Genomic DNA, 23985 nt, shown 5'->3' with positions numbered 1-23985 from the left:
TGCCCGGTGAGCGAAGAAATCCTGATCAACGTGACCCCACGCGAGACTCGCGTCGGCGTGGTAGAGAACGGCATGTTGCAGGAGGTGCACGTGGAGCGGGCCTCCAGGCGCGGCTACGTGGGCAATGTCTATAAGGGGCGGGTGCAGCGGGTCATGCCTGGCATGCAGGCGGTCTTCGTCGACATCGGGTTGGAGCGCGCGGCGTTCCTGCATGCATCGGACATCCTCAGGCCAGCGCTGCCCATCGCTGCCGATGGCGTCGAATTGTCGGCGGCGGGCAATGGCCAGGTGCCATCGATCAGCGAACTGGTCCACGAGGGGCAGGAAATCGTGGTGCAGGTGGTGAAGGACCCCATTGGCACCAAGGGCGCCCGACTTTCCACCCACTTGTCCATTCCCTCGCGCTACCTGGTGCTGCTGCCGCATGCCCGCACGCTGGGTATCTCGGCGCGCATCGAGAACGAGGCCGAGCGTCAACGCCTGAAGGACGTGCTGACGCCGCTGATTGGCGAGAACCCACTCGGCTATATCGTGCGCACCAATGCCGAGGAGCAGACCGCCGAATCGCTGGCCTTCGATGTCACCTACCTGGGCAAGGTCTGGCGCGTGGTGCAGGAGAACATCGTCAAGGCCAAGGTCGGCGAGCGCGTGTACGAGGAACTTTCGTTGCCGCTGCGCAGCCTGCGCGACATGCTCAATGACGACATCGAGAAAGTGCGCGTGGACTCGCGCGAAACCTTCGAAAAGGTCGTCAAGTTCGTGCACAAGTTCATGCCTCATCTCGACGACCGGGTTGAGCACTACGCGGGCGAGCGCCCCATCTTCGACCTGTACGGCGTGGAAGACGAAATCCAGCGCGCGCTGAAGAAGGAAGTGCCGCTCAAGTCGGGTGGTTACCTGATCGTCGACCAGACCGAGGCGATGACCACCATCGATGTGAACACCGGCGGCTATCTCGGTACGCGAAATCTCGAGGAAACCGTTTACCGCACTAACCTGGAGGCCGCACAGGCCGCGGCGCGCCAGCTGCGACTTCGCAACCTCGGCGGCATCATCATCATCGACTTCATCGACATGACGGACGAAGAGCACAAGCGGCAGGTATTGCGCATGCTCGAAAAGGGCCTGGCGCGGGACCACGCCAAGACCACCGTCTATCCCATGTCGGCGCTCGGGTTGGTGGAGATGACGCGCAAGCGCACCACCGACAGTCTCGAGCGCCAGCTATGCGAACCTTGTCCGGCCTGCAGTGGGCGGGGTACGGTCAAGACGGCGGAAACCGTGACTTACGAAATTTTCCGGGAAATCACCCGGGCGGTTCGCCAATTCAATACCGAGAAGCTGCTGGTCATGGCCAGCCCCAAGGTGGTCGGCCGCATCCTCGAGGAGGAGTCCATCGCGGTCGCCGAATTGGAAGAGTTCATCTCCAAAAGCATACGCTTTCAGGCTGAAGAGCATTATTCACAGGAACAGTTCGATGTGGTCCTCCTGTAAGCATCTGATGCCGCACGTGCCAAGGCATGTCGTGTGGTGAGTCAGCCGTGAGCGCCATCTGGCAAAAACGCCTGCAGCAGGGCGCCCGGCTGTTGAGCTGGGTCGTCGGCGTCGCCGTGATTTCGCTCGCCGTGCTATTGGCGCTCACGCAGCTGTTGCTGCCTACGCTGGCGAGTCACCCGGAGTGGGTGGCGGCCCAGCTCAGTGCGAAATTGCAGCGGCCGGTGAGCTTCCAGTCCGTGAAAGGCTATGCGCAACCGTCCGGCCCCGTGTTCGTGGTGCGGGGTCTCACGGTGGGGGCGGGCGATGGTGGCGCGCCGCTGCATATCCCGGAAGCGGAACTCAAGCTCGACCTTGGTGGCTGGCTGTTGCCGACGCGGCACCTGGTGAACCTGCGCGCGCGGGGCATGCAACTGGACATGAGCCGCGATGCGGACGGTACCTGGCATATCAACGGCATTGGCCTGGCAGGCAGGCAGGAGCGCCAGAATCCCGCCTTTGGGCAGTTGTCGATCGGCCTGTGGTTGCGTGATACCCGCCTGGAAATCACCGATAACCAGGTCAACAAACACTACACACTTATCGCCGACCAGCTGCGCCTGAGCCGACAGGGCGGCCGCGTTCGCGTCGGTGCCCTGCTGCGGCGAGAGGGGGCGCCTGGACGTCTAAGTGGCGCCGGCAGTTTCAGTCAGGACGGTGCTGAGGGAAAAGTATGGATCAGTGGTACGGATGTCGATCTTCATGCGATGTCCGCGTCCATCGATTTGGGCGGCTATTCGGTTGAAAGCGGTCATGGTTCGCTTGAGAGCTGGCTCGATTGGCGTGATGCGAAGGTCGTGCGCAACCTGACGCGCTTCCATCTGCTGCAACTGTCCGTGGTCAACCCCGATGGCGCCACGGTCAACGTGCCTGTATTGGACGGTCTGGCTGAACTGAAATTGGGCCAGGACAGCTACGAGCTGCGTTGGGCAAGCGATGACCAGGGGGCGTTGGCTGCAAGCTTCCAGTCCATGGGTACGGACCAGGCACATGTCGATGTGGCGGCGAAAAATCTCCAGCTGGCACCGCTCGTGCCATGGCTGGCACTCAAGCCGCAGCTGTCACCCGGCCTTGCGCAATGGGTGGGTGGTGGCAAGCCGCGAGGTGAAGTGACGCGAGCGGCCATGCACTGGAACAAGGCCGAAGGGCTGCAGACACTCGATGTCGCGTTCAAGGGGCTGGCGATCGATGCAGTCGGCAAGCTGCCCGGCGTGGATGGTTTGCAGGGTGAGCTGCGCGGCGACGCCGAGGCGATATCGTTGTCGCTACCGGAACAAGCGACAGTGATGCGTTTTCCGCGCACGTTCCGCGAACCGTTGCTGATGTCGCGTCTCGTTGGTGATGTGGCGTTCTGGCACCAGGATGACGCCTGGCACATCGGCACGGATCCATTCCAGTTCGAAGGCGCTGGTTTCGGAGGCGAGGCGCGCGGAGAAATCGCGTTCCCGGATGCCGGCGGGCGACCCTTCCTCGACATGGTTGCGTCGCTGAGTCATGCCGATGTCGTGGCGGCCAAGCTGTTTTGGCCCATCGACTCGATGTCTCCGGCCGCCATTGAATGGCTCGACAGGGCGCTGGTCAGCGGCAAGATTGATCGTGGCGATGTCTTGGTGCGGGGCGATCTTGCCGATTGGCCGTTCCATCACAACGAAGGCCGCTTCGAGGCACGCGCGGTCTTGAGCGATCTCGTTTTCGACTATGGCAAGGAGTGGCCGCGCGCCGAAGGGGTGAATGCGATCGCCAATTTCGTCAACGGCGGATTGCTGGTGGAGGCGAATGCAGGCCAGTCACTGGGCAACAAGGTCGATCGGGCGGTCGCGCTTATTCCCGAATTGGGCCACACCGTGCTCGATCTCAATGTGAGTGGCAGCGGCACCGGCGCCAGCATGATGGAGTTCGTGAGCAAGAGCCCGATCGGCATCCATCAGGCTGATACCTTGTCCAAGTTCAGCCTGGGTGGCACGGGCGCGTTCGATTTTCACCTGTCGTTGCCGGTGGCGGACGCAAAGGACCTTGTGCTTGATGGTCGCGCCCAGCTGAAAGACGTCGACTTCAATGCGCCCGAGTGGAACCTCAAGCTGGACAAGCTTACGGGGCCCGCCACCTTCGACAAGGCGGGCTTCCACGCCGGGCCGCTGGATACCAATTTCCATGGCCAGCCATCCAAACTAGACCTTGCGATTGCGGGTGCCACTGGAAAGCCTGACACGGTACTCGCGGCCAAGTTGAGCGGTCGCTACAGCATGATTGAGCTGACGAAGGGCTATAGCCAGTTGGATTGGTTGAATCAGCTGGCAGAAGGCCGCAGCGACTTCGCTATTGGTTTCAACATTGCGCATACCAATGGCACGGCTGCCACCACGCAGCAATTGAGCGTCGACTCGTCGCTTACCGGCATGGCTTTGAAATTTCCCGTGCCGTTGAAGAAGCCCGTCGACGTATCGTTGCCCCTGCATGTCGATATGAATCTGCCCACCGCGGGCAGCGACGTGCAGCTGAGCTTGGGCCAGGTCGTGCGTGCGCGTCTGCGCCTGCCTGAAAATAGCGGCAAGTCGTTGGCTGCGACGTTTGCGTTCGGTACACGCATACCTGACACCGTGCCCGACCAGGGCGTGCGTGTCCGCGGTCGTGCCGCAAAACTCGACGTGACGGGCTGGGTTCAGTATGCCGCCGCCAGCGGCACGGACTCAGGTCCGGGCCTCGAAAGCATTGATGTGAACGCCGACCAGGCCCTGGTGTTTGGCCATCCATTTACCGATATGCATTTGCTGGCGAGCTCGCAATCGGACGGCCTCACGGTCGACGTCGAGAGCGCGGGGCTGGCTGGGCGCTTTGGCATTCCGCTGGTCGATCTCAACAAGCGTGGCGTAACGGCGCGACTGCAGCGGCTGTACTGGCCGAAAGATGTCTCGCCGGCGCCCAAGAAGGGCGACGCAGAAGCCGTGGCGACGGCGCCGGCCGTGGTGGCCCCCACGGCAAATCCTGCCGATACCGGCATCACGCCTTCGGCCTTGCCGCCGTTCCATCTCTGGGTGAGCGACCTGCGTTTCGGTGACTCCAAGCTGGGTGATGCACGCCTGGAAACCTGGCCGACCGATCGCGGCATGCACATCGACCAGTTGCGTACGCTTTCCCACGGCGTGCAGATCAACGGCGCGGGTGACTGGAATGGCACGGCCGGCAACAGTCATTCCCAGCTGGCGATCGATTTTGCGGCGGACAACCTGGGCGACATGCTGGGCGCTTTCGGCTTCGAGGGGCTGCTTGCAGGCGGCAAGGTCCATGCAAAGCTGGATGCCAGCTGGCCCGGTGCGCCCTCGGCCATGGACCTGGCCAATATGGAAGGCAAGCTAAGCATCAATATCACCGATGGACGCATGCCCGAGGTGACGCCTGGGGTGGTGCGTCTGTTTGGCCTGATGTCGGTGCTCGATTTGCCGCGCCGCCTCTCGTTCAATTTCGGCGACGTGTTTGGCAAAGGCCTGGCGTTCGATGCCATTGCCGGCGACTTCAAGTTGAGCGATGGCAATGCCCATACCGAGAACCTGCAGATTCGCAGCCCCGCTGCAGAAATCTCGATCAACGGACGCACTGGCCTGCGTGCGAAGGACTATGACCTGCAGGTGCTGGCCACCCCGCATGCGGGGAACACCCTGCCTCTTGTCGGTGTGGTGGTCGGCGGCCCCATCGGCGCGGCGGCCGGCTTTCTCGCCCAAGGTTTGCTGGGCAAGGGGATCAATCACGCGGCGAGTGCGCGCTACAAGATCACCGGCAGCTGGGACAAGCCATCGATCACCCTGATCGAAAAGCATGAGGCGACCGCGACGCCGGTGACCCCGCCGTTGTTGCCGGGCGTATCACCGGCGCCGGCCACCAGCAGCTCGCACTAAAGCTTGCTCACGCCTCAGGATCTCGCGGCTTGGTGCTGCCGCGGAACGGGAACAGTTGCTGCCGGACGAAGCCATCCGGCATGTAGTCGCCGACCACACCGTAGCGCTCCGGGAACTTCTTCGGCGACTTCACGGCCGTACCGAACAGGTAATCGAGAAACGCGTAGTGTGCGGCATAGTTGCGGTCGATGGCCTCGTCGTCGGAGGCGTGATGCCAGTGGTGGAAGTTAGGCGTCACGATGACGTACTTCAGCGGCCCCCAGCGCAGATGCACGTTGGCGTGATTGAACACCGCCTGGAAGCCCACCACGATGATGTAGGCATTCATCACCGCTTCGCTGAAGCCGAGTATGTACAGGGGTGCCAGTACGCATACGCGCGTGGCGATCAGCTCGAACATGTGCTGGCGTGACCCGGCCAGCCAGTCCATCGTCTTGACGCTGTGATGCACCGCATGGAAACGCCACAGGAACGGCACCTCGTGGTAAGCGCGATGCGCCCAGTACTGCGCAAGATCCGCGACCAGAACGCATAGCAGCAACTGCGGTACGAAACGGATGTGCTGCACGAATTGCTGGAAGTCGCTGCGCACCAGCCAGCCGAACAGGTGATGCAGCAGAAAGTTGACCACCAGCAAGGCCAGGCCCACGATGAAATGGTTCACCGCAAAATGCTTTAGGTCGGTCTGCCATTCCTTACGGAAAAGACTCTGGCCCTTGTATAGCGGAAACAGCTTTTCGATCACCACGAACACCAGGGTCGAGCCGAGCAGATCGAGGATGAACCAGTCCAAGCCGATGTAAGGCGTGTGGTCGGGAAAGTCGCCTACCGGTACGCGCGACCCGCCCAGCACGGTGGCCACGATCACCAGCGCAAAAGCGACCATGCTCAAGCGGCGCATGCGACCCAGGATGATGTTGGCGAGAGACATGCCGCCCGCTACCAGCAGGGCGACCAGCAGCAGCTGGCGCAAGGTGTCGACCGAATACTTGTGGCGCAGATCCGGTGTCGTCAGATATTCAGGGAAATGGAAGGCAAGCACGCCGAGCAGGCTGAGGAAGCCGAGCGAGAGCGCGACGACGCTGCTGATCTTGCCCAGGCCCGGCTTGAGCTCGCCGTCCCGCTGCAGCAGTTCGCGGGTCTCCTCGATCGGCGCCTTGAGGGTACGGTCGATCACCTGTTGGGTCAGCTTGTGCTTTGAAACGTCGCTCATCGAGTGGTCCTTCACCTGGGCGTAGGGGGCATGGTTGGGCCGCATGGTAGCTGTTCAGCGGACTCGGCAGCATCGGCAACAGGCTTTAAACCGCGGCAGGCAACCCCCATTTGCTGAAGTCTGGTCCTTTCCACATGGTTGAGATTTCATGGATTCCCTGATCGCGCAGGTTGAACGTCGTTTGCTGGCACCCGGTGGCCTCGCCGCCAACGACCTTGATCGCGTGTTCAGCCAGTTGATGGGGCCGTCCATCGACGCCGCCGACCTGTATTTCCAGCATTCGCGCAGCGAGTCCTGGGTCCTGGAGGAGGGCATCGTCAAGGACGGTAGCCATTCGATCGAGCAGGGCGTGGGCGTACGCGCCATCAGCGGTGAAAAGACCGGCTTCGCGTATTCCGATGAGATCGTGCTGCCGCAGCTGCTGGAAGCCTCCAAGGCAGCGCGAGCGATCGCCCAGGGTGGTAACGGCGCCGGCAAGCCGCTGGCGCTGAACGGGGTCCGGCAGCTTTATCCGGCGATCGATCCGGTCGAAAGCCTGCCCAACCCGGAAAAGATCGCCCTGCTGCGCGAAGTGGACGCGTATGCGCGTTCGCGCGATCCGCGCGTGAAGCAGGTGATCGTCAGCCTGGCCGCGACCATGGATACGGTGCTGGTGGCCGCCTCCGACGGCACGCTGGCCGCCGACGTGCGCCCGCTGGTGCGTCTGAATGTGCAGGTGATCGCCGAACAGGGCAGCCGTCGCGAGCAGGGCAGTGCCGGTGGTGGTGGCCGCTATGGCTACCGTGAGCTGATCGACAACGGTCGCGCGCTGGCCTTTGCCGATGAAGCCGTGCGCCAGGCCCTGGTGAACCTGGATGCGGTCGACGCGCCCGCCGGCAGCATGCCGGTGGTGCTCGGCCCTGGTTGGCCGGGTGTGCTGTTGCACGAGGCCATCGGCCATGGCCTGGAAGGCGATTTCAATCGCAAGGGCAGCTCGGCGTTTGCCGGTCGCATCGGCCAGCGCGTGGCCGCCCCGGGCGTCACCGTCGTCGACGATGGCACCCTCGCGGGTCGCCGTGGCTCGCTCAGCGTGGACGACGAGGGCACGCCTACCGAATGCACTACGCTCATCGAGGACGGCATCCTCAAGGGCTATATGCAGGACAAGCTCAACGCACGCCTGATGGGCGTGGCAACCACCGGCAACGGTCGTCGCGAATCATTCGCGCAGCTGCCGATGCCGCGCATGACCAATACCTACATGCTCGCCGGCCAGCACGATCCGCAGGAGATCATCCGCTCGGTGAAGCGAGGCATCTATGCGGTCAACTTCGGTGGCGGCCAGGTGGATATCACCAACGGCAAGTTCGTGTTCTCGGCCAGTGAGGCCTACCTGATCGAAGACGGCAAGGTAACGCGCCCGGTCAAGGGCGCTACCCTGATCGGCTCCGGCCCGGATGTGCTCACCCGTGTATCGATGATCGGCAACGATCTGGCGCTGGACGAAGGCGTCGGCGTCTGCGGCAAGGATGGCCAGAGCGTGCCGGTCGGCGTGGGCCAGCCCACGCTCAAGGTCGATGCGATGACGGTGGGTGGTACGGCGTCCTGATCCTCGATGGCTGGCGCATGCTGACGGCGGTTTTCCCGAGAAGCCGGCATCTTTAGTGGGTGGGCCACGTCCGTATGAAAATGTGCGAGGTTCCCGTCAAGAACCGGGCATATCCATAGAACAAAAGCTTATTTCGCTTTGGATCGTCGCAGGCGGACAGTGTCCGCTGCGGCCCTTCCCGTTGGCCGCCCGGACGTCTGGACGTCCGGTTCTTGCTTTCGGTGAAGGGCGTTGCGATGAGCGAAGCGACACGTGTTCTGCCGGGTCAGGCCGGTGCCCAAGGCGCCGCCGCTGCACGTCCTGCGCGGTGGGGAGTCTTTGCCAACGAGGACTGGTGGTCGGTGTGGATCGGCCTGCTGGTGATCGTGGTGGCGTGGGCTCTGTTCGCCCATGGCAGCAGCCTCAAATGGCTGGCGGTGGCGCCGGCGAAGTGGAAGACGCTGGCCGAGGCCGGGCAGGGCATTGCTTCCCACTGGCCGAACTATCTCGCGCTGTTCGCTGCGTTCGCCTTGCTGTTCGGTACCGGGCTTGCGGTCCTGGGGCATTCGTTGGCGCGTTTTCTACCCGCTTTCCTCACGCTATTTGTGACGTCGTTGTTGATCTTTACCGCATCCGCATGGGTCGAGGCGTCGCGCTACAACCTCGAGGCGCCGCTACTCGCGCTGGCGCTGGGTCTGCTGGTATCCAACACGGTCAAGCTGCCTGAGTGGTTCCAGTCCGGGCTGCGCGTGGAGTTCTACATCAAGGTGGGCATCGTGCTGCTGGGCGCCACCTTGCCGCTGACTTTGCTGGTGTGGGCGGGTCCGGTGGCGGTGGGACAGGCGACCATCGTCTCGCTGGCCACCTTCTTCACGATCTTCTTCGCCGGCAAGGCACTCGGTCTCGACAAGCGCTTTGCCGCGGTACTCGGCGTCGGTGGCGCGGTGTGCGGCGTTTCAGCGGCGATTGCCAGCGGCGGTGCGGTTCGTGCGCGCAGGGAAGACACCTCGGTGGCCATCACGCTCGTAGTCGTATGGGCGATCGTGATGATTTTCGTGCTGCCGTTGGCGTCACGGGCGTTGGGTTTGTCGACCGCCGTGGCCGGTGCATGGATTGGCACATCCGAGTTCGCGGACGCAGCGGGCGTCGCCGCCGCGCAGGCCTATGGCGATGCGGCGCGCAACGCGGGCGGTGCGATCGCCGGCGCGCCCGATGCCGCCGTGCAGGCGTTCACGCTGATGAAGGTGGTGGGACGTGACATCTGGATCGGCATCTGGGCCTTTACGCTGGCCTGGGTGGCCACCACGCGCTGGAATACCGGTGACGATGGGGTCAGGGCAAAAGCGGATGTGCGCGAGATTTGGGCGCGCTTTCCGAAGTTCGTGCTGGGTTTCGTGCTGGCTTCGGCGCTGGTGACGTGGATCGCCAGTCATTACTCGCTGGTCGATTACCGCAAGATCGTTACGCCAGACCTGGTGGCGCCGATCAGCACGTTGCGTACCTGGGCCTTCACGTTCTGCTTTCTCAGCATCGGCCTCACCACGCGTCTGCGCTCGCTCAGTGCAACGGGATGGAGGCCGCTGCTCGCGTTCACCGCTGGCGTGGTGGTGAACGTGATCATTGGCTACGTGCTGTCCGTGCACGTGTTCGCGTCGTACTGGAACGGGCTGGGCGGGTGAGCGACGTCGATGCCACGCCAGTTGGCAAGTTGGCGGCATCTTGCGAGCGTTGCGTTCACCGGCTGGAAGATCAGCGGGCGGTAGAGCAGCGCATGCCGGGGCTGACCTCGTTTGGATCGGCCTATGGCGCGAGCATCGCGGCCAGCCGGCTTTGCATGCTGCACGATTGCTGGGTATCGCCCGAGGATGGCTGCACCCAGTTCAGTGCGAAGGGTTGATCCCACCTCAACGTCGTCGCACTTCACCGATCGCTCGCCTAACCGCCATCTCGCCTCATCGTCATCCCAGCGAAAGCTGGGGTCCAGTGCCTTTCGCTGGGATGACGGTGACGTATTTCTGGGGCGCTTTGGAGCCGAGGCGTGCCTGGTATCTAGAGGGCTTCCTCGTCGCCTCCACCCACATCATCTGGCTCATCGGACTCATCCGCTTCGTCGTCAGCCAGCTGCTTGAGCAGCTGGAAAATTTCGCGGTAGGCGCGCGGCGGTTTATTGCCTTCCTGCTCGGTTTTCGCCTGGCGAGCCAGTGAGCGTAGGTGTTGGCGATCGACGTTCGGATGCTGCGTTATCAACTCGCTGATCGCAGCGTCGGCGTCGGCGATCAGCCGATCGCGCATCGCTTCCAGTCGATGCATCGCCGCTGTTTCCTGGCGCTGGCGCTCGCGATTCACGCCGAGCGCGGCACGCACGCCGTCGAATACTTCCGGATCGTGACGGCGCATGACTTTCGCCAGGAACGCCAGCTGCCGCTTATGCGCGATGTGCGCAGTAATGCGGCGTGTCTGCGCGATCTCGCGCTGCACGTCTTCGGGCAGGTCCAGCTTGGCCAACTTGCTCGCCGGCAGTTCGACCAGCTGATTGGCCAGCGCGAGCACGGCCAGCGCGTCGCGGCGCTGTTGCGTGCGCGTGGGGCCGTAGTCGTGCTCGGGATCGTCGGTGTAGTTACGGTTCACAGAATGGTTCCAGCTAGTAGGCCCAGCGGCCTTGGCTTTCAGTGCGTGGCGTCGCGGCGGTCGAGCGGATCCGGCTCGGCCTGTTCCAGTGCAAAGCGTGCAATCGGTTCACCGTCCATTTCCACGGTTTCGCAAAACATGGCGGCCGGGCGAACCCACAGACCGTAATCGCCATAGAGTGCTTGGTAGACCACTACTTCCTCCATCGTCTCGCTGTGCCGGGCCGTGCCCAGCACGCGGTAACGCTGGCCCTTGTAGTGACGGTAGATGCCGGCTGTCGGTGACATGGCGTTCTCCGCTGGACGCTCTTTGCATTCGGCCGCGCCACCCCCATGTCTGGGAATTGCGCGGGTCGGACCGCGTATTCTACCCGTCAGTCTCCAGGAAGCCCACGCGTGACCGAACTCAGCCGCACCCAGGACCGCAGCCTCGAAGAACTGGATCGACTGGCCCAACTGGCCGAGGACGTGATCCGCCGCGCCCGGGCCGCTGGCGCCAGCCAGGCCGAAGTGGCTGCCAGCATCGATACGGGACTGAGCGTGAACGTGCGCCTCGGTGACGTGGAGACGGTCGAGCATACGCGGGACCGGGGTTTTGGGCTGACCGTCTATTTCGGCCAGCGCAAGGGCTCGGCCAGCACCGCCGACCTCAATCCGGATTCGATCCAGGCCACCCTGGACCAGGCCTGCGCCATCGCCCGTTTCACCGAGGAAGACCCGGCGGCCGGCCTGGCCGACGCCGCACGCATGGCCACGGTGTTTCCCGACCTGGACCTGTGGCACCCATGGCGCATCGATACCGCCGGGGCCATCGCCCTGGGCAAGGACATAGAGGACGCCGGCCGCGCGCACGCGGGCATCACCAATTCCGACGGTGCTGGCGTGCAGATGGGTGAGAGCCTGGCGGTGTATGCGAACTCGCATGGGTTCCTCGGCCGCGAACGCGGGACGCGGCATTCGCTGTCGCTGTCGCTGATCGCAGGCGATGAGGAAGGCATGCAGCGGGATTACTGGTACGACAGCGTGCGTTCGGCGAACGACTTCATGAGCGCACAGGCCCTCGGCGACAAGGCAGCCCAGCGCACGCTATCGCGCATGGGTGCGCAGCGCCTTTCGACACGCCAGAGTCCGGTGCTGTTTGCACCGGAGGTCGCCCGCGGCCTGATCGGCCATCTGGTCAGTGCAGTCAGCGGCGGTGCGCTGTATCGGCGAGCCAGCTTCCTGCTCGATCACGTCGGCAAGCAGGTGATGCCGTCATGGCTGAATATCGTGGAGCGGCCGTTTTTGATGCGTGGCCAGGGTTCGGGCGTATTCGATGCAGAAGGTGTCGCCACGCGCGACAGTTCGCTGATCGAGAACGGCGTGCTGGCGCGCTATGTATTGGGCAGCTACTCGGCGCGCAAGCTGGGGTTGGAGTCCACCGGTAATGCTGGCGGCATCCACAACCTCATCGTTGAGCCAGGCCAGGACGATGGTACGCAGCTGGACTTCGCCGGCATGCTCAAGCGCCTGGGTACGGGGTTGCTGGTAACCGAGGTGATGGGGCAGGGCGTGTCAACCATTACCGGCGACTACTCGCGTGGTGCCGCCGGGTTCTGGGTCGAGAACGGGCAAATCGCCTATCCCGTGGAAGAAATCACCATCGCCGCCAATCTGCGCGACATGTACACAGGCGTCGTGGCGGTGGGGGCGGACGTCGATCCGCGTTCGCACCTCCTCACCGGGTCCATCCTGCTGGAGCAGATGACCATCGCTGGCGAATAGTCTCGCGGGCTGTAGTTCTGGGGATGGGTTATTAGTCGGCAAATTCCTGCGTACTTGCTAGGATCGGCGTGCCGGTTCTAGCGCCGGCTATAAAAAATCAGGCTTTTACGACCAGGAGATGTACGCATGAGCGTTCCACCCGAGTCTGTCGTACCGCCGCCGTCGAACGGGCCCCAATCGTCGCCGTCTGACACGCCTGCTGCCGAAGAGCGGACATGGGCGATGTTCGCTCATCTGTCGGCCTTGCTGGGTTGCATCGTGACCGGCCACTGGTTTGGCTGGGGCTGCTTCATTGGTCCGCTGATCATCTGGCTGGTGAAGAAGGACTCCATGCCCTTCGTGAACGATCAGGGCAAGGAAGCGCTGAACTTCAACATCACCATTGCCATCGTCGGCATCGCCTTGTTCCTCTTGACGCTGATGACCCTGGGACTGGGTGTGGTATTGGCGATTCCCATTGGCTTGGTGGTCGGGGTGGCGTGGTTGGTGTTCACCATCATCGCGGCGATCCGCGCCAACGAAGGCGTGCGTTACCGCTATCCGTTTACGTTGCGCCTGATCAAATAGTCGCCCTTCATGAGGGATGGAAAGGCAGCCCTTGGGCTGCCTTTCTCGTTTCAGTGCAGCCCGACGTAGGTGCGCTTGAAGGTCACCGGCTGCTCCAGCGTAGGTACTTTCCATGCACCGGTGACGATCATCTGCTGGCCATCGGCAGACAGCTGCCAGGTCTGGTCGAGTCGGGAGCCGTCGGCGTATTCGATCGAGAACATGAGTCGTCCCGCGTCGACGTGGCCCCGCACCATGGCGTTGCCGTTGAGCGATTGCCGCGCCTGGCTGTCGAGCTTGCCGGTCAGCTGGCTGCCGTCGTTCAGATGAATCTGGAAGGTCTTCGGGTCCTGCTGCACGAGCAGGACCGAGTCGACCTTCAGCAAGGGCGGCATCGGGAAAGTGGCCGTTGCGAGGGGGTCTTTGTCGGCGGTGGGGCTCTTGTTGCCGGGCTGATCGCCACCGCCGTGCCGGCCATGGCCACCGCCACCCATGCCGCCACCTCCCATGCCCCCGCCGCCCGTGCCGCCGCCGCCCATCCCACCATGGCCCATCCCGCTGCCGTGGCGTCCGCCGCCGTTATTGCTGGGTGGTGTCGAGGATGAAGAGGCCGATGCCGGAGCTTGCTGCTCCTTGGCTTCCTGCTCCTTGCGTGCCTCCGTGCGCAGCGAGGCGGTGAGCGTGTCAGCCGTGTCGCTGTTGCGGTCGTCCAGCCGCCAGGCCCCGCTGAAATCCGCTGCGGGTGGGGTTGCCGCGCTGGCCACGCTGGCGATGAGCAAGCTGGCGCAGGCGGACAACAGCAGGAAGCCGCCGCGGCGCGGCAAAACAGCAGAGAAGCAAGGCATGGGGAGGGACAGGTAACGGAGGTATCTGTCACTAGACGTTTCAGTCGCCGTCAGGTTGACGAAGGCTCGAAGGGCCGTGCGGCCGTAAGGCTCAGCGCTGACGTGCTGCGGCGTAGCGGGCGAGTTCTTCCAGCAGTGCGCCGCGTTCTCCCAGGGGCGCAATGGCTTCCAGCGCATCGGCGGTCAGTCGTGCGAGGTGTTCGCGCGATGCATCCATGCCAATGATCGAGGGAAAGGTGGGTTTGTCGGCGGCGGCATCCTTGCCAGCGGTCTTGCCAATCACGGACGACTCGCCTTCCACGTCGAGAATGTCGTCGCGTACCTGGAAGGCAAGCCCCACGGCGTGCGCATACCGATCGAGCGCCTCAAGCGCATCGTCGGGCGCCTCAGAGGCCAGGGCCCCAAGGCGGACCGAGGCGCGAATCAGCGCACCGGTCTTGCAGGCGTGCATGTTTTCCAGCTCGTCCAGCGAAAGCCGGCGCCCGACTGCCGCGAGATCCAGGGCCTGGCCGCCCGCCATCCCTTCGGCACCGCAGGCGCGCCCGAGCACGCGCAGCATTTCCACGTAACGCGTGGGCGACACACCCTGGTCCACGTCATGCGCCAGCAGTTCGAACGCCAGCGCCTGCAGCGCGTCGCCGGCAAGAATCGCCATGGCTTCACCGAACACGATATGGCAGGTGGGACGTCCACGGCGCAAGGCGTCGTCGTCCATGGCCGGCAGGTCGTCGTGTACCAACGAATAGGCGTGGATCAGTTCCACGGCGCAGGCGGGGGCATCCAGCCGCGAGCTGCTTTCCCCGAACGCATGACCGGCGGCGTAGACCAGTAGGGGACGCAGCCGTTTGCCGCCGCCAAGCACGGCATAGCGCATGGCGCGGTGAAGTTCGACTGGGGAGCTGTCTTCCGGCGGCAGCGAGCGAGTCAGCGCCTCGTCGGCGCGCGCGATCAGCGACTTGAGAGCCTGGCCGAGTTCAGAGTTCGGGTTCAAACGGTTCGGCGGTGTTGGGAGCATCGGGATCAAGCAGCAGGCGCACGCGCATTTCGGCCGTTTCCAGCGCCTGCTGGCAATGGCGATAGAGGCCGATGCCACGTTCGAACGAGGAAAGGGACTCGTCCAGGCTAAGGTCACCGCCTTCCATACGCGCAACCAGCTGTTCGAGCTCGTCTAGCGAATGTTCGAAGTCAGCGGCGGGAGCCGGAGCGGCGGGAGCGGAAGCGGACTTGGCCATGGCCCGCAAAGCTAACGCAGGGGGCGTGCGGAATCAATGTGCGTGAGGTCTTGCCCGGCCGTTTCATCGGCAATGGTGGCCATGTTGCGACAGCCCGCACAGGCTCAACGGCCTTCAGGAGGCGGGCTGCCAGCGCGGGGCCGCGCCTGCAGCAAGAAACAATGTCGCACCATGCTCTGTCAGCCAGCGATCGCCCACGCCAATCAACTCCTCCCCGGCATACAGCAAGGGGCAGGCAGCACGGCGCCAGGGCGGCATGCTGCTCTGCTGGAACAGGTCGCGTAGCTCTCGCGTATGGGCGTCACCAGCGGGGCGGATGTGTTCACCACCCTGGCGCAGTCGAACCGTCAACGGCTGCTCAAGTCGCGCAGGTGCTTCCAGCAGCAGGCTCCCGCCATCGGGCAGGGCCAAGGGTTCGCCTAGCCAGGACGCCTGCCAATGCGGATCGACACGCCGCTGCGGCGGTAGCGCCCACAGCCGGCCTTTCCATATATGCAGCTCGGCACCGGCCCAGCGAACACATGGCAGCTGGCCGTCGCGAGCGAGGCATTGCCGTTCGATCTGCTCGCGTTGCGCCGTGGTTGGTGCGGGCAGGCCGCGTGCATGCAGCCAGTCGTCGAGCAGCGGATGGCGCAGGGCCGGTGCCAATGCCAGCCAGCGGGCGGCATCCAGGCTGCCGGTCACGCTATCGAGCATGTCCGCCTGAACGGCACGCCAGTGTCGCGCCAAGGTCTCGGTGGCAGAGCGGCTAAGGCGCGCGCTATGCGCGATGGACTCCACCGCCTGCGGCCAATGCTGGCTGAGCCGCGGCAGGATCTCGTGGCGGAGAAAATTCCGCGACAGGCGACTGTCGGCATTGGATGGGTCGTGGATGCACGGAAGCTCGTGTGCGTCGACGTAGTCACGCAACAGCTGACGGGGTACATCGAGCAGGGGGCGCCATAAGCTTCCCTGTCCCAGCGCGCGTGATTCACGCATGCCGCCCAGGCCTTCCGGCCCGGCGCCGCGCAGCAGTTTGAGCAGCACGGTTTCGGCTTGGTCGTCGCGATGATGGCCCAGCAGCAGATGCTCGTCACGGGTCAACGACATGGCGAATGCGCGATAGCGCGCATCGCGCGCCGCGGCTTCCAGCCCATAGCCTTGGGCGTGATCGACCTCTACGCGCAACACCAGACATGGCACGCCCCACTCCTTGGCCAGTTGCCGGCAGTGTTCCGACCATTGTCGACTGTCGGGATGCAGGCCGTGGTCGATATGCAAGGCGCGCAGGCCGCGCGCATGGGCTTCGGGAAGCTGGGCGAGCGCGTGCAGCAGGGCGGTGGAATCCGGGCCGCCGCTGTACGCCACGCACAACCCTCCTTGCGGTTGCCGGCGCAGCGCCTGTTGCAGGATCTCGATCAGCTTACTCACCATTCGGCGATTTCTTGGTCTTGTTGCGCACGTAGATCACCTTCGGCCGTCCCTCGCCGGTACTGCGACGATCGATGTCGAACAAGGTGGTCGCCTTGATCAGCTCGCTCAGCTTGTTGTAGCCGTAGGTGCGCGCATCGAAATTGGGGCGCTGCTTGGTCATGATCGAACCTACGCCGCCCAGGGCCGCCCAGCCATCGTCGTCGGACGCAGCTTCCAGCGCATTGCGCAGCAGGTTGACCAGGACCGTGTCCTGCTTGAGTTGTGCGGCCGTGCGCGGCTTGAGCGGCTGTTCCTCGTCCGGCTTGGCGACCAGGATATCGGTGTAGATGAACTTGTCGCAGGCGGCCACGAACGGGTCGGGTGTCTTGCGCTCACCAAAGCCGTAGACGATCAAGCCCGATTCACGGATGCGCGCCGCCAGCCGGGTGAAGTCGCTGTCGCTGGAGACGATGCAGAAGCCGTCAAAGCGTCCCGAATACAGCAGGTCCATCGCATCGATGATCATCGCCGAGTCGGTGGCGTTCTTGCCGCTGGTATAGCCGAATTGCTGGATCGGCTGGATGGACTGCTTCAACAGCTGCTCTTTCCAGCCCTTTAGGTGCGTGCTGGTCCAGTCGCCAAAGGCGCGCTTGACGTGGGCGGTGCCGTACTTGGCGACCTCGGCCAGCAGCGCTTCGGCAATGGCCGGCTGGGCATTGTCGGCGTCGATGAGAACGGCAAGCTTGGTGGCATGCTCGTGGGCCATGAACGCGATTTCCTGGCGAGGGTGCGCCGATGGTAACGCTGCGAATGTGATCAGCGTTTGTCGACCTGGAAATTCAGCTCCACCCCAACACCCGCGGGATCGGTAAGAAACAGCTGCACCTGGCCCCGGGAGTCGACGATGTCGACTTGGTAGGGAATATGGGCGGCGTCGAGCCGTGCACGGGCGGCCGCCAGGTCGTCACAGGCGAACGCGACATGCGAAAGCCAGCCAGTGCGCTGTGGTGGGCCGTCGCCATCGCCGGAAATGCTCAGATGCATCAGCGGCTGTTCGCCGGCATACAGCCAATGGCCGCGCGAACCGGAGCGAAACGAGGGCCGAGGGCCTTCCTGCAGGCCCACGATGTCGATATAGAAGCGGCGCAACCGCTCGATCAGTGCGGCAGGTGCACGCAGGTTCACATGGTCCAGCGCGCGCACCCCGGCCATGGCGGCTTACTCCTGGTAAGCGCCGTAGCCACGCAAGCGCTTGTAGCGCAGCTCGAGCAGGTCCTTCATCGGCAGCGCTTCCAACTCGTCAAGCTGGTTCAGCAGCACGGCCTTGAGGCGCACGGCCATCGAATGCGGGTTGCGATGGGCGCCGCCCAGCGGTTCGCGCACCAGCTTGTCGATCAGACCCAGCTCAAGCAGACGCGGCGCAGTAAGGCCCAGCGCCTCGGCGGCGTCCTTCGCCTTGTCGGCGCTCTTCCACAGGATGGAGGCGCAACCTTCCGGCGAGATCACCGAATAAGTGGAGTACTGCAACATCACGGTGCGGTCGCCCACGCCGATGGCCAGCGCGCCGCCCGAGCCGCCTTCACCGATCACGGTGCAGATGATGGGCGTGCGCAGGTCGGCCATTTCCAGCAGATTGCGGGCGATAGCCTCACTCTGGCCGCGCTCCTCGGCACCGACGCCAGGATAGGCGCCGGGGGTGTCGATCAGGGTCAGCAGGGGCAGGCCGAAGCGCTCGGCCATCTTCATCAGGCGCAGCGCCTTCCGGTAACCCTCGGGGCGCGGCATGCCGAAATTGCGGCGTACCTTGCCCTTGGTGTCGCGCGCCTTCTGGTGGCCGATGATCATCACCGGGCGGCCATTGATACGACCCAGGCCGCCCACGATGGCGGCGTCGTCCGCATAGGCGCGGTCGCCGGCCAACTCGTGGAATTCCTCGCAGATCACGCTGATGTAGTCCAGCGTGTACGGGCGCGCCGGATGGCGCGACAGCTTGGTCACCTGCCAGGGCGTGAGGTTGCGGAAGATCTCGTTGGTCTTGAGCTTCAGCTTCTCGCGCAGGCGGCCGACTTCCTCATCGATATTGAACGCCTGCCCATGACTGGCATGGCGAAGCTCTTCAATCTTCGCGTCCAGCTCGGCGATGGGTTGTTCGAAATCGAGGAAGTTAGGGTTCATTCGGTGCAATTCGTAACACGGAAGCGGAGCAGTATACCGATCCGCGAAAAAAGACGGGAACGGGGGCGTATGGGGCACCCTCACCGTCATGCCGGCTGCTGCCGGGATGACGGTGAGGTAGATCGGGTTGACGAGAGGTCAATCGCCGCGTGGACGGTCGTCGTTCTTCACAATGCGCAACCTGGCCGCCTCGACCCCCGGCACCGCGCGGATGGCGCGTAGGAGTTCGGGGATGGCGTCCACGCGCCATTCCTCTCCCAGCTCGAGATCCGCCTGGGCGGCCTGGTTGTGGTAGCCGTACAGGACCACGCTGGCGCGCCCGCCGCGATAACCCGACAGGGTGCGGCGCAGATCCTCGATGAAGCTGGGGCCCACCCCATTCAGCTTCAATCGCAATAAGCGCGCGTAGCGGCGACAGGCATCTCCCAGGGACAGGGCGTTGCGCGCGCGCAAGGCGAAGCCGCCACCGGAGAAATCGTCAATGCGCAGGCCGCCTTCCACCACCAGTATCTGGTCGCGGGTGAGTAGCGGCGCCACCTGCTGGTATAGCTCGCCGAAGAAGCTCACCTCGATGACGCCGCTGCCGTCTTCCAGTCGTACGAAGGCATCGCTCTCGCCGCGCTTGCGCACTGCGGTGACCATGCCGGCCACCGTCCACGGTGTATCCGGGCCCCGGCGGAAGCGGTTGTTGTCGCCGTCGTCATTCTTGCGCGGCTTGGGTGGCTGGTAACGGTCGGCGATTTCACCGAGTGGGCAGGTCGATAGCTGGGCCAGTTCGTCCTTCCAGGGGTCGGTGGGATGGCCGGACAGGTAGTGGCCGAGCGTGTCGCGCTCGCCCTGCAATTTCTGCTCTAGCGGCCATTCGGGCACCGTGGGCAGGTCCACCTGCACGACGGGAGCGGCGCTGACCCCGCTTTTATCCGACATGAAGGCGCCAAACATATCGTTCTGGCCGGACTGCTTGTCGCGCAGGTGCTGCTCCGCCACCTTCATGGCATTGGGCAGTTGCAGCATCAGGCTGGCGCGCGTAGGCGCGAGCGCGTCGAGCGCGCCCGACAGGATCAAGGCTTCCAGTACGCGGCGGTTGAGCTTGGTCGAATCGACCCTGCGGCAGAAGTCGGTGAGCTCCTTGTACGCACCGCCACGCTTGCGTTCGTCCGCAATCGCCTCGCAGGCGCCTTGGCCCACGCCCTTGATCGCGCCCAGGCCATAGCGCATCACCTTGGGCTCGACCGCGACAAACATGAATTCGGAGGCGTTCACATCCGGCGGCAGCACCTTCAGGCCGATCGCCTCGGACTCGGCGATGAAGGTCACCGCCTTGTCGGTGTTGTCCATGTCCGACGAGATCGTCGCGGCCATGAACTCGGCCGGGTAGTGCGCCTTCAGCCATGCTGTCTGATACGACACCAGTGCGTAAGCGGCCGCGTGCGATTTGTTGAAGCCGTAGCCGGCGAATTTTTCCATCAGGTCGAAGATGGAATCGGCCTTTTCGCCGCTGAGGCCGTCCTTGGCGGCACCCTCGCGGAACTTGGCGCGTTCCTTCGCCATTTCCTCGAGTTTCTTCTTGCCCATCGCACGACGCAGCAGGTCGGCGCCGCCGAGCGAATAACCGCCCACGATCTGCGCCATCTGCATCACCTGCTCCTGATAGACCATGATGCCGTAGGTCTCTTTCAGGATCGGCTCGACGCGGGGGTCGGGGTATTCCACTTGCTCGCGGCCGTGCTTACGCGCCACGAAGCTGGGGATCAGGTCCATCGGGCCGGGGCGGTACAGCGCCACCAGCGCGATGATGTCCTCGAATCGGTCGGGCTTGGCGTCCTTGAGCATGCGCTGCATGCCGGAGGATTCGAGCTGGAATACCGCCACCGTCTGCGCTTTCTTCAACAGCTCGTACGGCGCCGGATCGTCCAGCGGCAAGGCGGAGATGTCGAGTGCGGCCTCGCCGGTCTTCTCGCGACGCGCGTTGATCGCCTTCACCGCCCAATCGATGATGGTCAGCGTGCGCAGGCCGAGGAAGTCGAACTTCACCAGGCCGACGGCTTCCACGTCGTCCTTGTCGTACTGGGTCACCACGCCGCCGCCGCCCGCTTCGCAGTACAGGGGGGCGAAATCGGTGAGCGGGGTCGGTGCGATCACCACGCCGCCGGCGTGCTTGCCGGCGTTGCGGGTGAGGCTCTCAAGTTTGAGTGCGAGGTCGATCAGCGTTTTCGCTTCCTCGTCCTGCTCGTACAGCTCGCAGAATTCCTTGACCACCCGATCGGGTTCTTTCTTGGCCTTCTCCGAGCGGCCCAACGCGCACGACAAGGTGAGATCCAGTGGCCGCGCCGGGATCAGCTTGGCGATGCGGTCGACCTGGTTGTAACCCATGCCGAGCACGCGGCCGGAGTCGCGCAACACGGCCTTCGCCGCCATCGAACCGTAGGTGATGATCTGGCTGACGTGGTCGCGGCCATACTTGCGCGCGACGTAGTCGATCACCTCGTCGCGGCGATCCATGCAGAAGTCGATGTCGAAGTCGGGCATCGACACGCGTTCGGGATTGAGGAAGCGCTCGAACAGCAACTCGAACTGCAACGGATCGAGGTCGGTGATCTTCAGTACCCAGGCGACCAGCGAACCCGCACCCGAACCACGGCCCGGACCAACCGGGATGCCGTTCTGCTTACCCCAGTTGATGAAGTCCGCCACGATCAGGAAGTAGCCGGGGAAGCCCATCTTGATGATGACGTCCAGCTCGCGTTCCAGTCGCGCTTCGTAGTCGGCCAGCGTGCGTCCGGCGGCCAGGGGCGCAACCGTGAGACGCTCCTTCAGGCCCTCGCGCGAAATCTCGCGGATATAGCTGGCCAGGTCGTGGCCTTCCGGCACCGGGAAGTCGGGCAGGTAGTAGGTGCCGAAGCTGAGTTCCAGCGTGCAGCGCTTGGCCAGCTCGATGGTGTTTTCCAGCGCCTCCGGAATATCCGCGAACAGCGCCTCCATCTCGCCTGGCGTTTTGACGTATTGCTGATCGCTGTAGTCGCGAGGGCGCTTGGGATCGGCCAGCACGCGGCCCTGGTTGATGCACACGCGCGCTTCGTGGGCTTCGAAATCATCCTGCTTGAGAAAGCGCACGTCGTTGCTGGCGACGACCGGCAAATCCAGCTCGGCGGCCAGGGCCAGGGCGGCGATGTTCCAGTTTTCCTCGCCGTCGCGGCCGCAGCGGGTCAGTTCCAGGTAGAGGCGGTCGGCCATTTGCGTGGCAAACGGGCGCAAGCGCGCAGCCACCGCCGTCACGCCCTGATTGACCGCCATACGACCGGCCTCGCTCTCGCGTCCGAGCAGGGCGATCAGGCCGTGCGTGGCCGCGGGGGTCAGCCAGGCGGCGTCGATCAGTGCGCGGCCACTCTGCTGGCCTTCGCGCCAGGCGCGTGAGACCAGACGCGACAGGTTGAGATAACCCTCGCGATTCTGGCACAGCAGGGTGAGACGCCAGGGTCGCGGATCATCCGGTGCGCTGACCCACAGGTCGCAGCCACCGATCGGTTTGATGCCGGCGGCGCTGCACGCCTTATAGAACTTCACCAGCGCGAACATGTTGCTGTCGTCGGTGAGCGCTACCGCAGGTACACCCTCGCGCACGCAGGCCTCGACCAGCGCCTTGATGCGGATGGTCGAATCGACCAGCGAGTATTCGCTGTGCAAATGAAGGTGAGCGAAGCGGACGGACATGGCGCGCACGCAGAAAGGATGCTCAGCCTAGCGTTGCTGGCCGGGGTGGGCAAGAATTGACATCGGTGCACACGCCGCCATTCGGCCAGCTATGGGGCTTGCGACGTTGCGGCGGCAGTCATGGGAGCCGCTGGCGTGGCGGCCGAGGGCGCGGGGGCATCGATCAAATCCTGGATCTCGCCGAGCATGTCGTCGAGCATGTCTTCGCCGTAGCCCACGTGGATGTGAGCAATGCGTCCGTCACGGCCGATCATCACCATATACGGCAGACCGTTGACGCCGTAGGGCTTGGAGATGCGGTTGTCGCCGGCCTCGTAGGTAAGGATCACGTCCAGATCCTTCCAGCGACGCTGAATCTTGGTGAACGTGTCCCGATCGTCGTCGTGATTGACGCCCACGACCTGCAGATCCGCCGTGCCCATCTTCTTCTGGATGGCCGCCAGTATCGGCATTTCCTTCAGGCAATAGCCGCACCAGGATGCCCAGAAGCTGACAATGACGACCTTGCCGTGCAGCGCGCTTACCCGCACGTCGTTGCCGTGGCGGTCATGGCCGAGATAATCCGGCGCCACGTCGCCCTCGGTCGGCTTGGCGTAGGCCGCCGAAGCGAGCGACAGCGCAAGCAAAACCAGCGCACGCGTGAACAGTCGTTTCATAGTGAATCCCCCTGACGCAGCAGATTACCGCAAGCAACGGCCGTAAGGAGGCAGCAGAGGGCGCCTATAAAGTGAGCTTAGGGTGATTGCAGGTGGCGACGAGGACTGGCAGGGTCCGGGGCTTTATTCGCTTTGAAAGTCAGCGTATCGCGCTGCCCAGGACTTGCCCATGTCACTGATCCGATCACTGTTCGCCGTCAAGTCTGTCGAGTCCTCGCTTGCTGCCAACCATGCATTGCGGCGCGCCCTGGGTCTCAAGGATCTGATCGTACTCGGCCTAGGCTAGGTGATCGGTGCGGGTATCTTCGTGATCACCGGCCAAACAGCTGCCGCACTCGCGGGTCCGGCGCTCACCTTTTCCTTTGTGCTGGCCGGACTGGCGGCCGCATTTGCCGCGTTGAGCTACGCCGAGATCGCCGCCATGTTGCCGGTGTTGGGCAGCGCCTATGTCTATGCCGATGCCACCTTCGGTGGATGGTTGGCCTGGTTCATGGGTTGGAACGCAGTGGCCGAATAACTGCGGGGCTCCTGCGACGACGGAAAGTAAGCTGAGTTTCCGTCGTCGGTGGGGATGCTCTCATCTCTTACGAGATGTGAAACAGCTCGTCTCCCATGGAATTGTCGATGTAGTGGTCGAGACTCGGCACGGCCAATGGGTGCAGGTCATAGTCGACGTGTTGGTACTCCGCGTCGACGATGGCGGTGAGCTCCTCGGGCGTGAGGAGCTTCGTGGCGGTGGAAGTCTCGGGTTCGCCGCGCGGTACGGCGTTTTGCGGGCGGTTGGGAAGCGTCATGACACGACTCCTGCGGTCTAGCGCGCGTAATGAGTGTCTC

At 63.9% G+C, this 23985-nt stretch carries 21 protein-coding genes; 8 read left to right on the top strand and 13 right to left on the bottom strand.

What is annotated here, in order from left to right:
• Nucleotides 1–6 precede the first annotated feature (6 nt).
• Nucleotides 7–1494: a ribonuclease G gene (rng, locus tag OUZ30_RS14565; protein WP_266183040.1), complete on the top strand. Its 1488-nt coding sequence runs from the start codon at nucleotides 7–9 to the stop codon at nucleotides 1492–1494.
• A 47-nt stretch (nucleotides 1495–1541) separates the two neighbouring features.
• Nucleotides 1542–5423 carry a YhdP family protein gene (locus OUZ30_RS14560; RefSeq protein WP_266183039.1) on the top strand — a complete coding sequence of 1294 codons (3882 nt, stop codon included), beginning with the start codon at nucleotides 1542–1544 and terminating at the stop codon, nucleotides 5421–5423.
• 7 nt (nucleotides 5424–5430) lie between these two features.
• Here the strand turns inward: OUZ30_RS14560 and OUZ30_RS14555 are convergent, their stop codons facing one another.
• A complete protein-coding gene (locus OUZ30_RS14555; RefSeq protein WP_266183038.1) occupies nucleotides 5431–6636 on the bottom strand; it encodes a sterol desaturase family protein in 1206 nt (401 codons plus the stop codon).
• A gap of 148 nt (nucleotides 6637–6784) precedes the next feature.
• Between OUZ30_RS14555 and tldD the strand changes: the two genes are divergently transcribed.
• The 3 genes from tldD to OUZ30_RS14540 all read left to right on the top strand — a co-directional run bounded on the left by tldD (nucleotide 6785) and on the right by OUZ30_RS14540 (nucleotide 10100).
• Nucleotides 6785–8224: a metalloprotease TldD gene (gene tldD, locus OUZ30_RS14550; protein WP_266183037.1), complete on the top strand. Its 1440-nt coding sequence runs from the start codon at nucleotides 6785–6787 to the stop codon at nucleotides 8222–8224.
• Between the two features lie 236 nt (nucleotides 8225–8460).
• Nucleotides 8461–9882 (top strand): YeiH family protein, encoded by a 1422-nt coding sequence (locus tag OUZ30_RS14545; RefSeq protein ID WP_266183035.1) that lies wholly within the window; start codon nucleotides 8461–8463, stop codon nucleotides 9880–9882.
• The gene (locus OUZ30_RS14540) at nucleotides 9879–10100 is read left to right on the top strand and encodes a hypothetical protein (protein ID WP_266183033.1); all 222 of its coding nucleotides are present in this window, start codon (nucleotides 9879–9881) and stop codon (nucleotides 10098–10100) included. The genes OUZ30_RS14545 and OUZ30_RS14540 overlap by 4 nt, the downstream gene beginning before the upstream one ends.
• A 152-nt stretch (nucleotides 10101–10252) precedes the next feature.
• On the opposite strand, the gene yjgA is transcribed toward OUZ30_RS14540, so the two are convergent.
• Nucleotides 10253–10831: a ribosome biogenesis factor YjgA gene (gene yjgA, locus OUZ30_RS14535; protein WP_266183030.1), complete on the bottom strand. Its 579-nt coding sequence runs from the start codon at nucleotides 10829–10831 to the stop codon at nucleotides 10253–10255.
• Between the two features lie 38 nt (nucleotides 10832–10869).
• A complete protein-coding gene (locus OUZ30_RS14530) occupies nucleotides 10870–11118 on the bottom strand; it encodes a DUF1653 domain-containing protein (RefSeq protein ID WP_266183029.1) in 249 nt (82 codons plus the stop codon).
• A gap of 108 nt (nucleotides 11119–11226) precedes the next feature.
• Between OUZ30_RS14530 and pmbA the strand changes: the two genes are divergently transcribed.
• A complete protein-coding gene (gene pmbA / locus OUZ30_RS14525; RefSeq protein WP_266183028.1) occupies nucleotides 11227–12594 on the top strand; it encodes a metalloprotease PmbA in 1368 nt (455 codons plus the stop codon).
• Nucleotides 12595–12720: 126 nt separating this feature from the next.
• On the top strand, nucleotides 12721–13161 hold the full coding sequence (locus OUZ30_RS14520; RefSeq protein WP_266183027.1) for a DUF4870 domain-containing protein: 441 nt from the start codon (nucleotides 12721–12723) through the stop codon (nucleotides 13159–13161).
• 50 nt (nucleotides 13162–13211) lie between these two features.
• Here OUZ30_RS14520 and OUZ30_RS14515 read toward each other — a convergent pair whose 3' ends face one another.
• The 9 genes from OUZ30_RS14515 to OUZ30_RS14475 all read right to left on the bottom strand — a co-directional run bounded on the left by OUZ30_RS14515 (nucleotide 13212) and on the right by OUZ30_RS14475 (nucleotide 23151).
• The gene (locus tag OUZ30_RS14515) at nucleotides 13212–13985 is read right to left on the bottom strand and encodes a hypothetical protein (RefSeq protein ID WP_266183026.1); all 774 of its coding nucleotides are present in this window, start codon (nucleotides 13983–13985) and stop codon (nucleotides 13212–13214) included.
• A 91-nt stretch (nucleotides 13986–14076) separates the two neighbouring features.
• Nucleotides 14077–14976: a (2E,6E)-farnesyl diphosphate synthase gene (gene ispA, locus OUZ30_RS14510; protein WP_266183025.1), complete on the bottom strand. Its 900-nt coding sequence runs from the start codon at nucleotides 14974–14976 to the stop codon at nucleotides 14077–14079.
• The gene (locus OUZ30_RS14505; RefSeq protein WP_266183024.1) at nucleotides 14960–15217 is read right to left on the bottom strand and encodes an exodeoxyribonuclease VII small subunit; all 258 of its coding nucleotides are present in this window, start codon (nucleotides 15215–15217) and stop codon (nucleotides 14960–14962) included. The genes ispA and OUZ30_RS14505 overlap by 17 nt, the downstream gene beginning before the upstream one ends.
• A gap of 114 nt (nucleotides 15218–15331) precedes the next feature.
• Nucleotides 15332–16630, bottom strand: coding sequence for a tRNA lysidine(34) synthetase TilS (gene tilS, locus OUZ30_RS14500; RefSeq protein WP_266183023.1), 1299 nt, complete (start codon nucleotides 16628–16630; stop codon nucleotides 15332–15334).
• On the bottom strand, nucleotides 16620–17375 hold the full coding sequence (locus OUZ30_RS14495; RefSeq protein ID WP_266183022.1) for an NYN domain-containing protein: 756 nt from the start codon (nucleotides 17373–17375) through the stop codon (nucleotides 16620–16622). The genes tilS and OUZ30_RS14495 overlap by 11 nt, the downstream gene beginning before the upstream one ends.
• Nucleotides 17376–17425: 50 nt before the next feature.
• On the bottom strand, nucleotides 17426–17821 hold the full coding sequence (locus tag OUZ30_RS14490) for a VOC family protein (protein ID WP_266183021.1): 396 nt from the start codon (nucleotides 17819–17821) through the stop codon (nucleotides 17426–17428).
• A 6-nt stretch (nucleotides 17822–17827) separates the two neighbouring features.
• A complete protein-coding gene (locus OUZ30_RS14485) occupies nucleotides 17828–18784 on the bottom strand; it encodes an acetyl-CoA carboxylase carboxyltransferase subunit alpha (protein WP_266183020.1) in 957 nt (318 codons plus the stop codon).
• 138 nt (nucleotides 18785–18922) lie between these two features.
• Complete coding sequence (dnaE, locus tag OUZ30_RS14480) at nucleotides 18923–22495, bottom strand: DNA polymerase III subunit alpha (RefSeq protein ID WP_266183019.1); 3573 nt, start codon at nucleotides 22493–22495, stop codon at nucleotides 18923–18925.
• Nucleotides 22496–22584: 89 nt separating this feature from the next.
• A complete protein-coding gene (locus tag OUZ30_RS14475) occupies nucleotides 22585–23151 on the bottom strand; it encodes a TlpA family protein disulfide reductase (protein ID WP_266183018.1) in 567 nt (188 codons plus the stop codon).
• Between the two features lie 286 nt (nucleotides 23152–23437).
• On the opposite strand from OUZ30_RS14475, the gene OUZ30_RS20455 reads away from it, so the two are divergent.
• Nucleotides 23438–23668 (top strand): amino acid permease, encoded by a 231-nt coding sequence (locus tag OUZ30_RS20455; protein WP_425601500.1) that lies wholly within the window; start codon nucleotides 23438–23440, stop codon nucleotides 23666–23668.
• Nucleotides 23669–23735: 67 nt separating this feature from the next.
• On the opposite strand, the gene OUZ30_RS14465 is transcribed toward OUZ30_RS20455, so the two are convergent.
• Nucleotides 23736–23945, bottom strand: coding sequence for a hypothetical protein (locus OUZ30_RS14465; RefSeq protein WP_266183017.1), 210 nt, complete (start codon nucleotides 23943–23945; stop codon nucleotides 23736–23738).
• Between the last annotated feature and the right edge of the window lie 40 nt (nucleotides 23946–23985).

Origin of the sequence: Dyella humicola (genome assembly GCF_026283945.1) — a bacterium.
Taxonomy (GTDB): domain Bacteria; phylum Pseudomonadota; class Gammaproteobacteria; order Xanthomonadales; family Rhodanobacteraceae; genus Dyella; species Dyella humicola.
The sequence above is the reverse complement of the archived record's forward strand: the minus strand, read 5'-3'. Positions and strand labels throughout refer to the sequence as shown.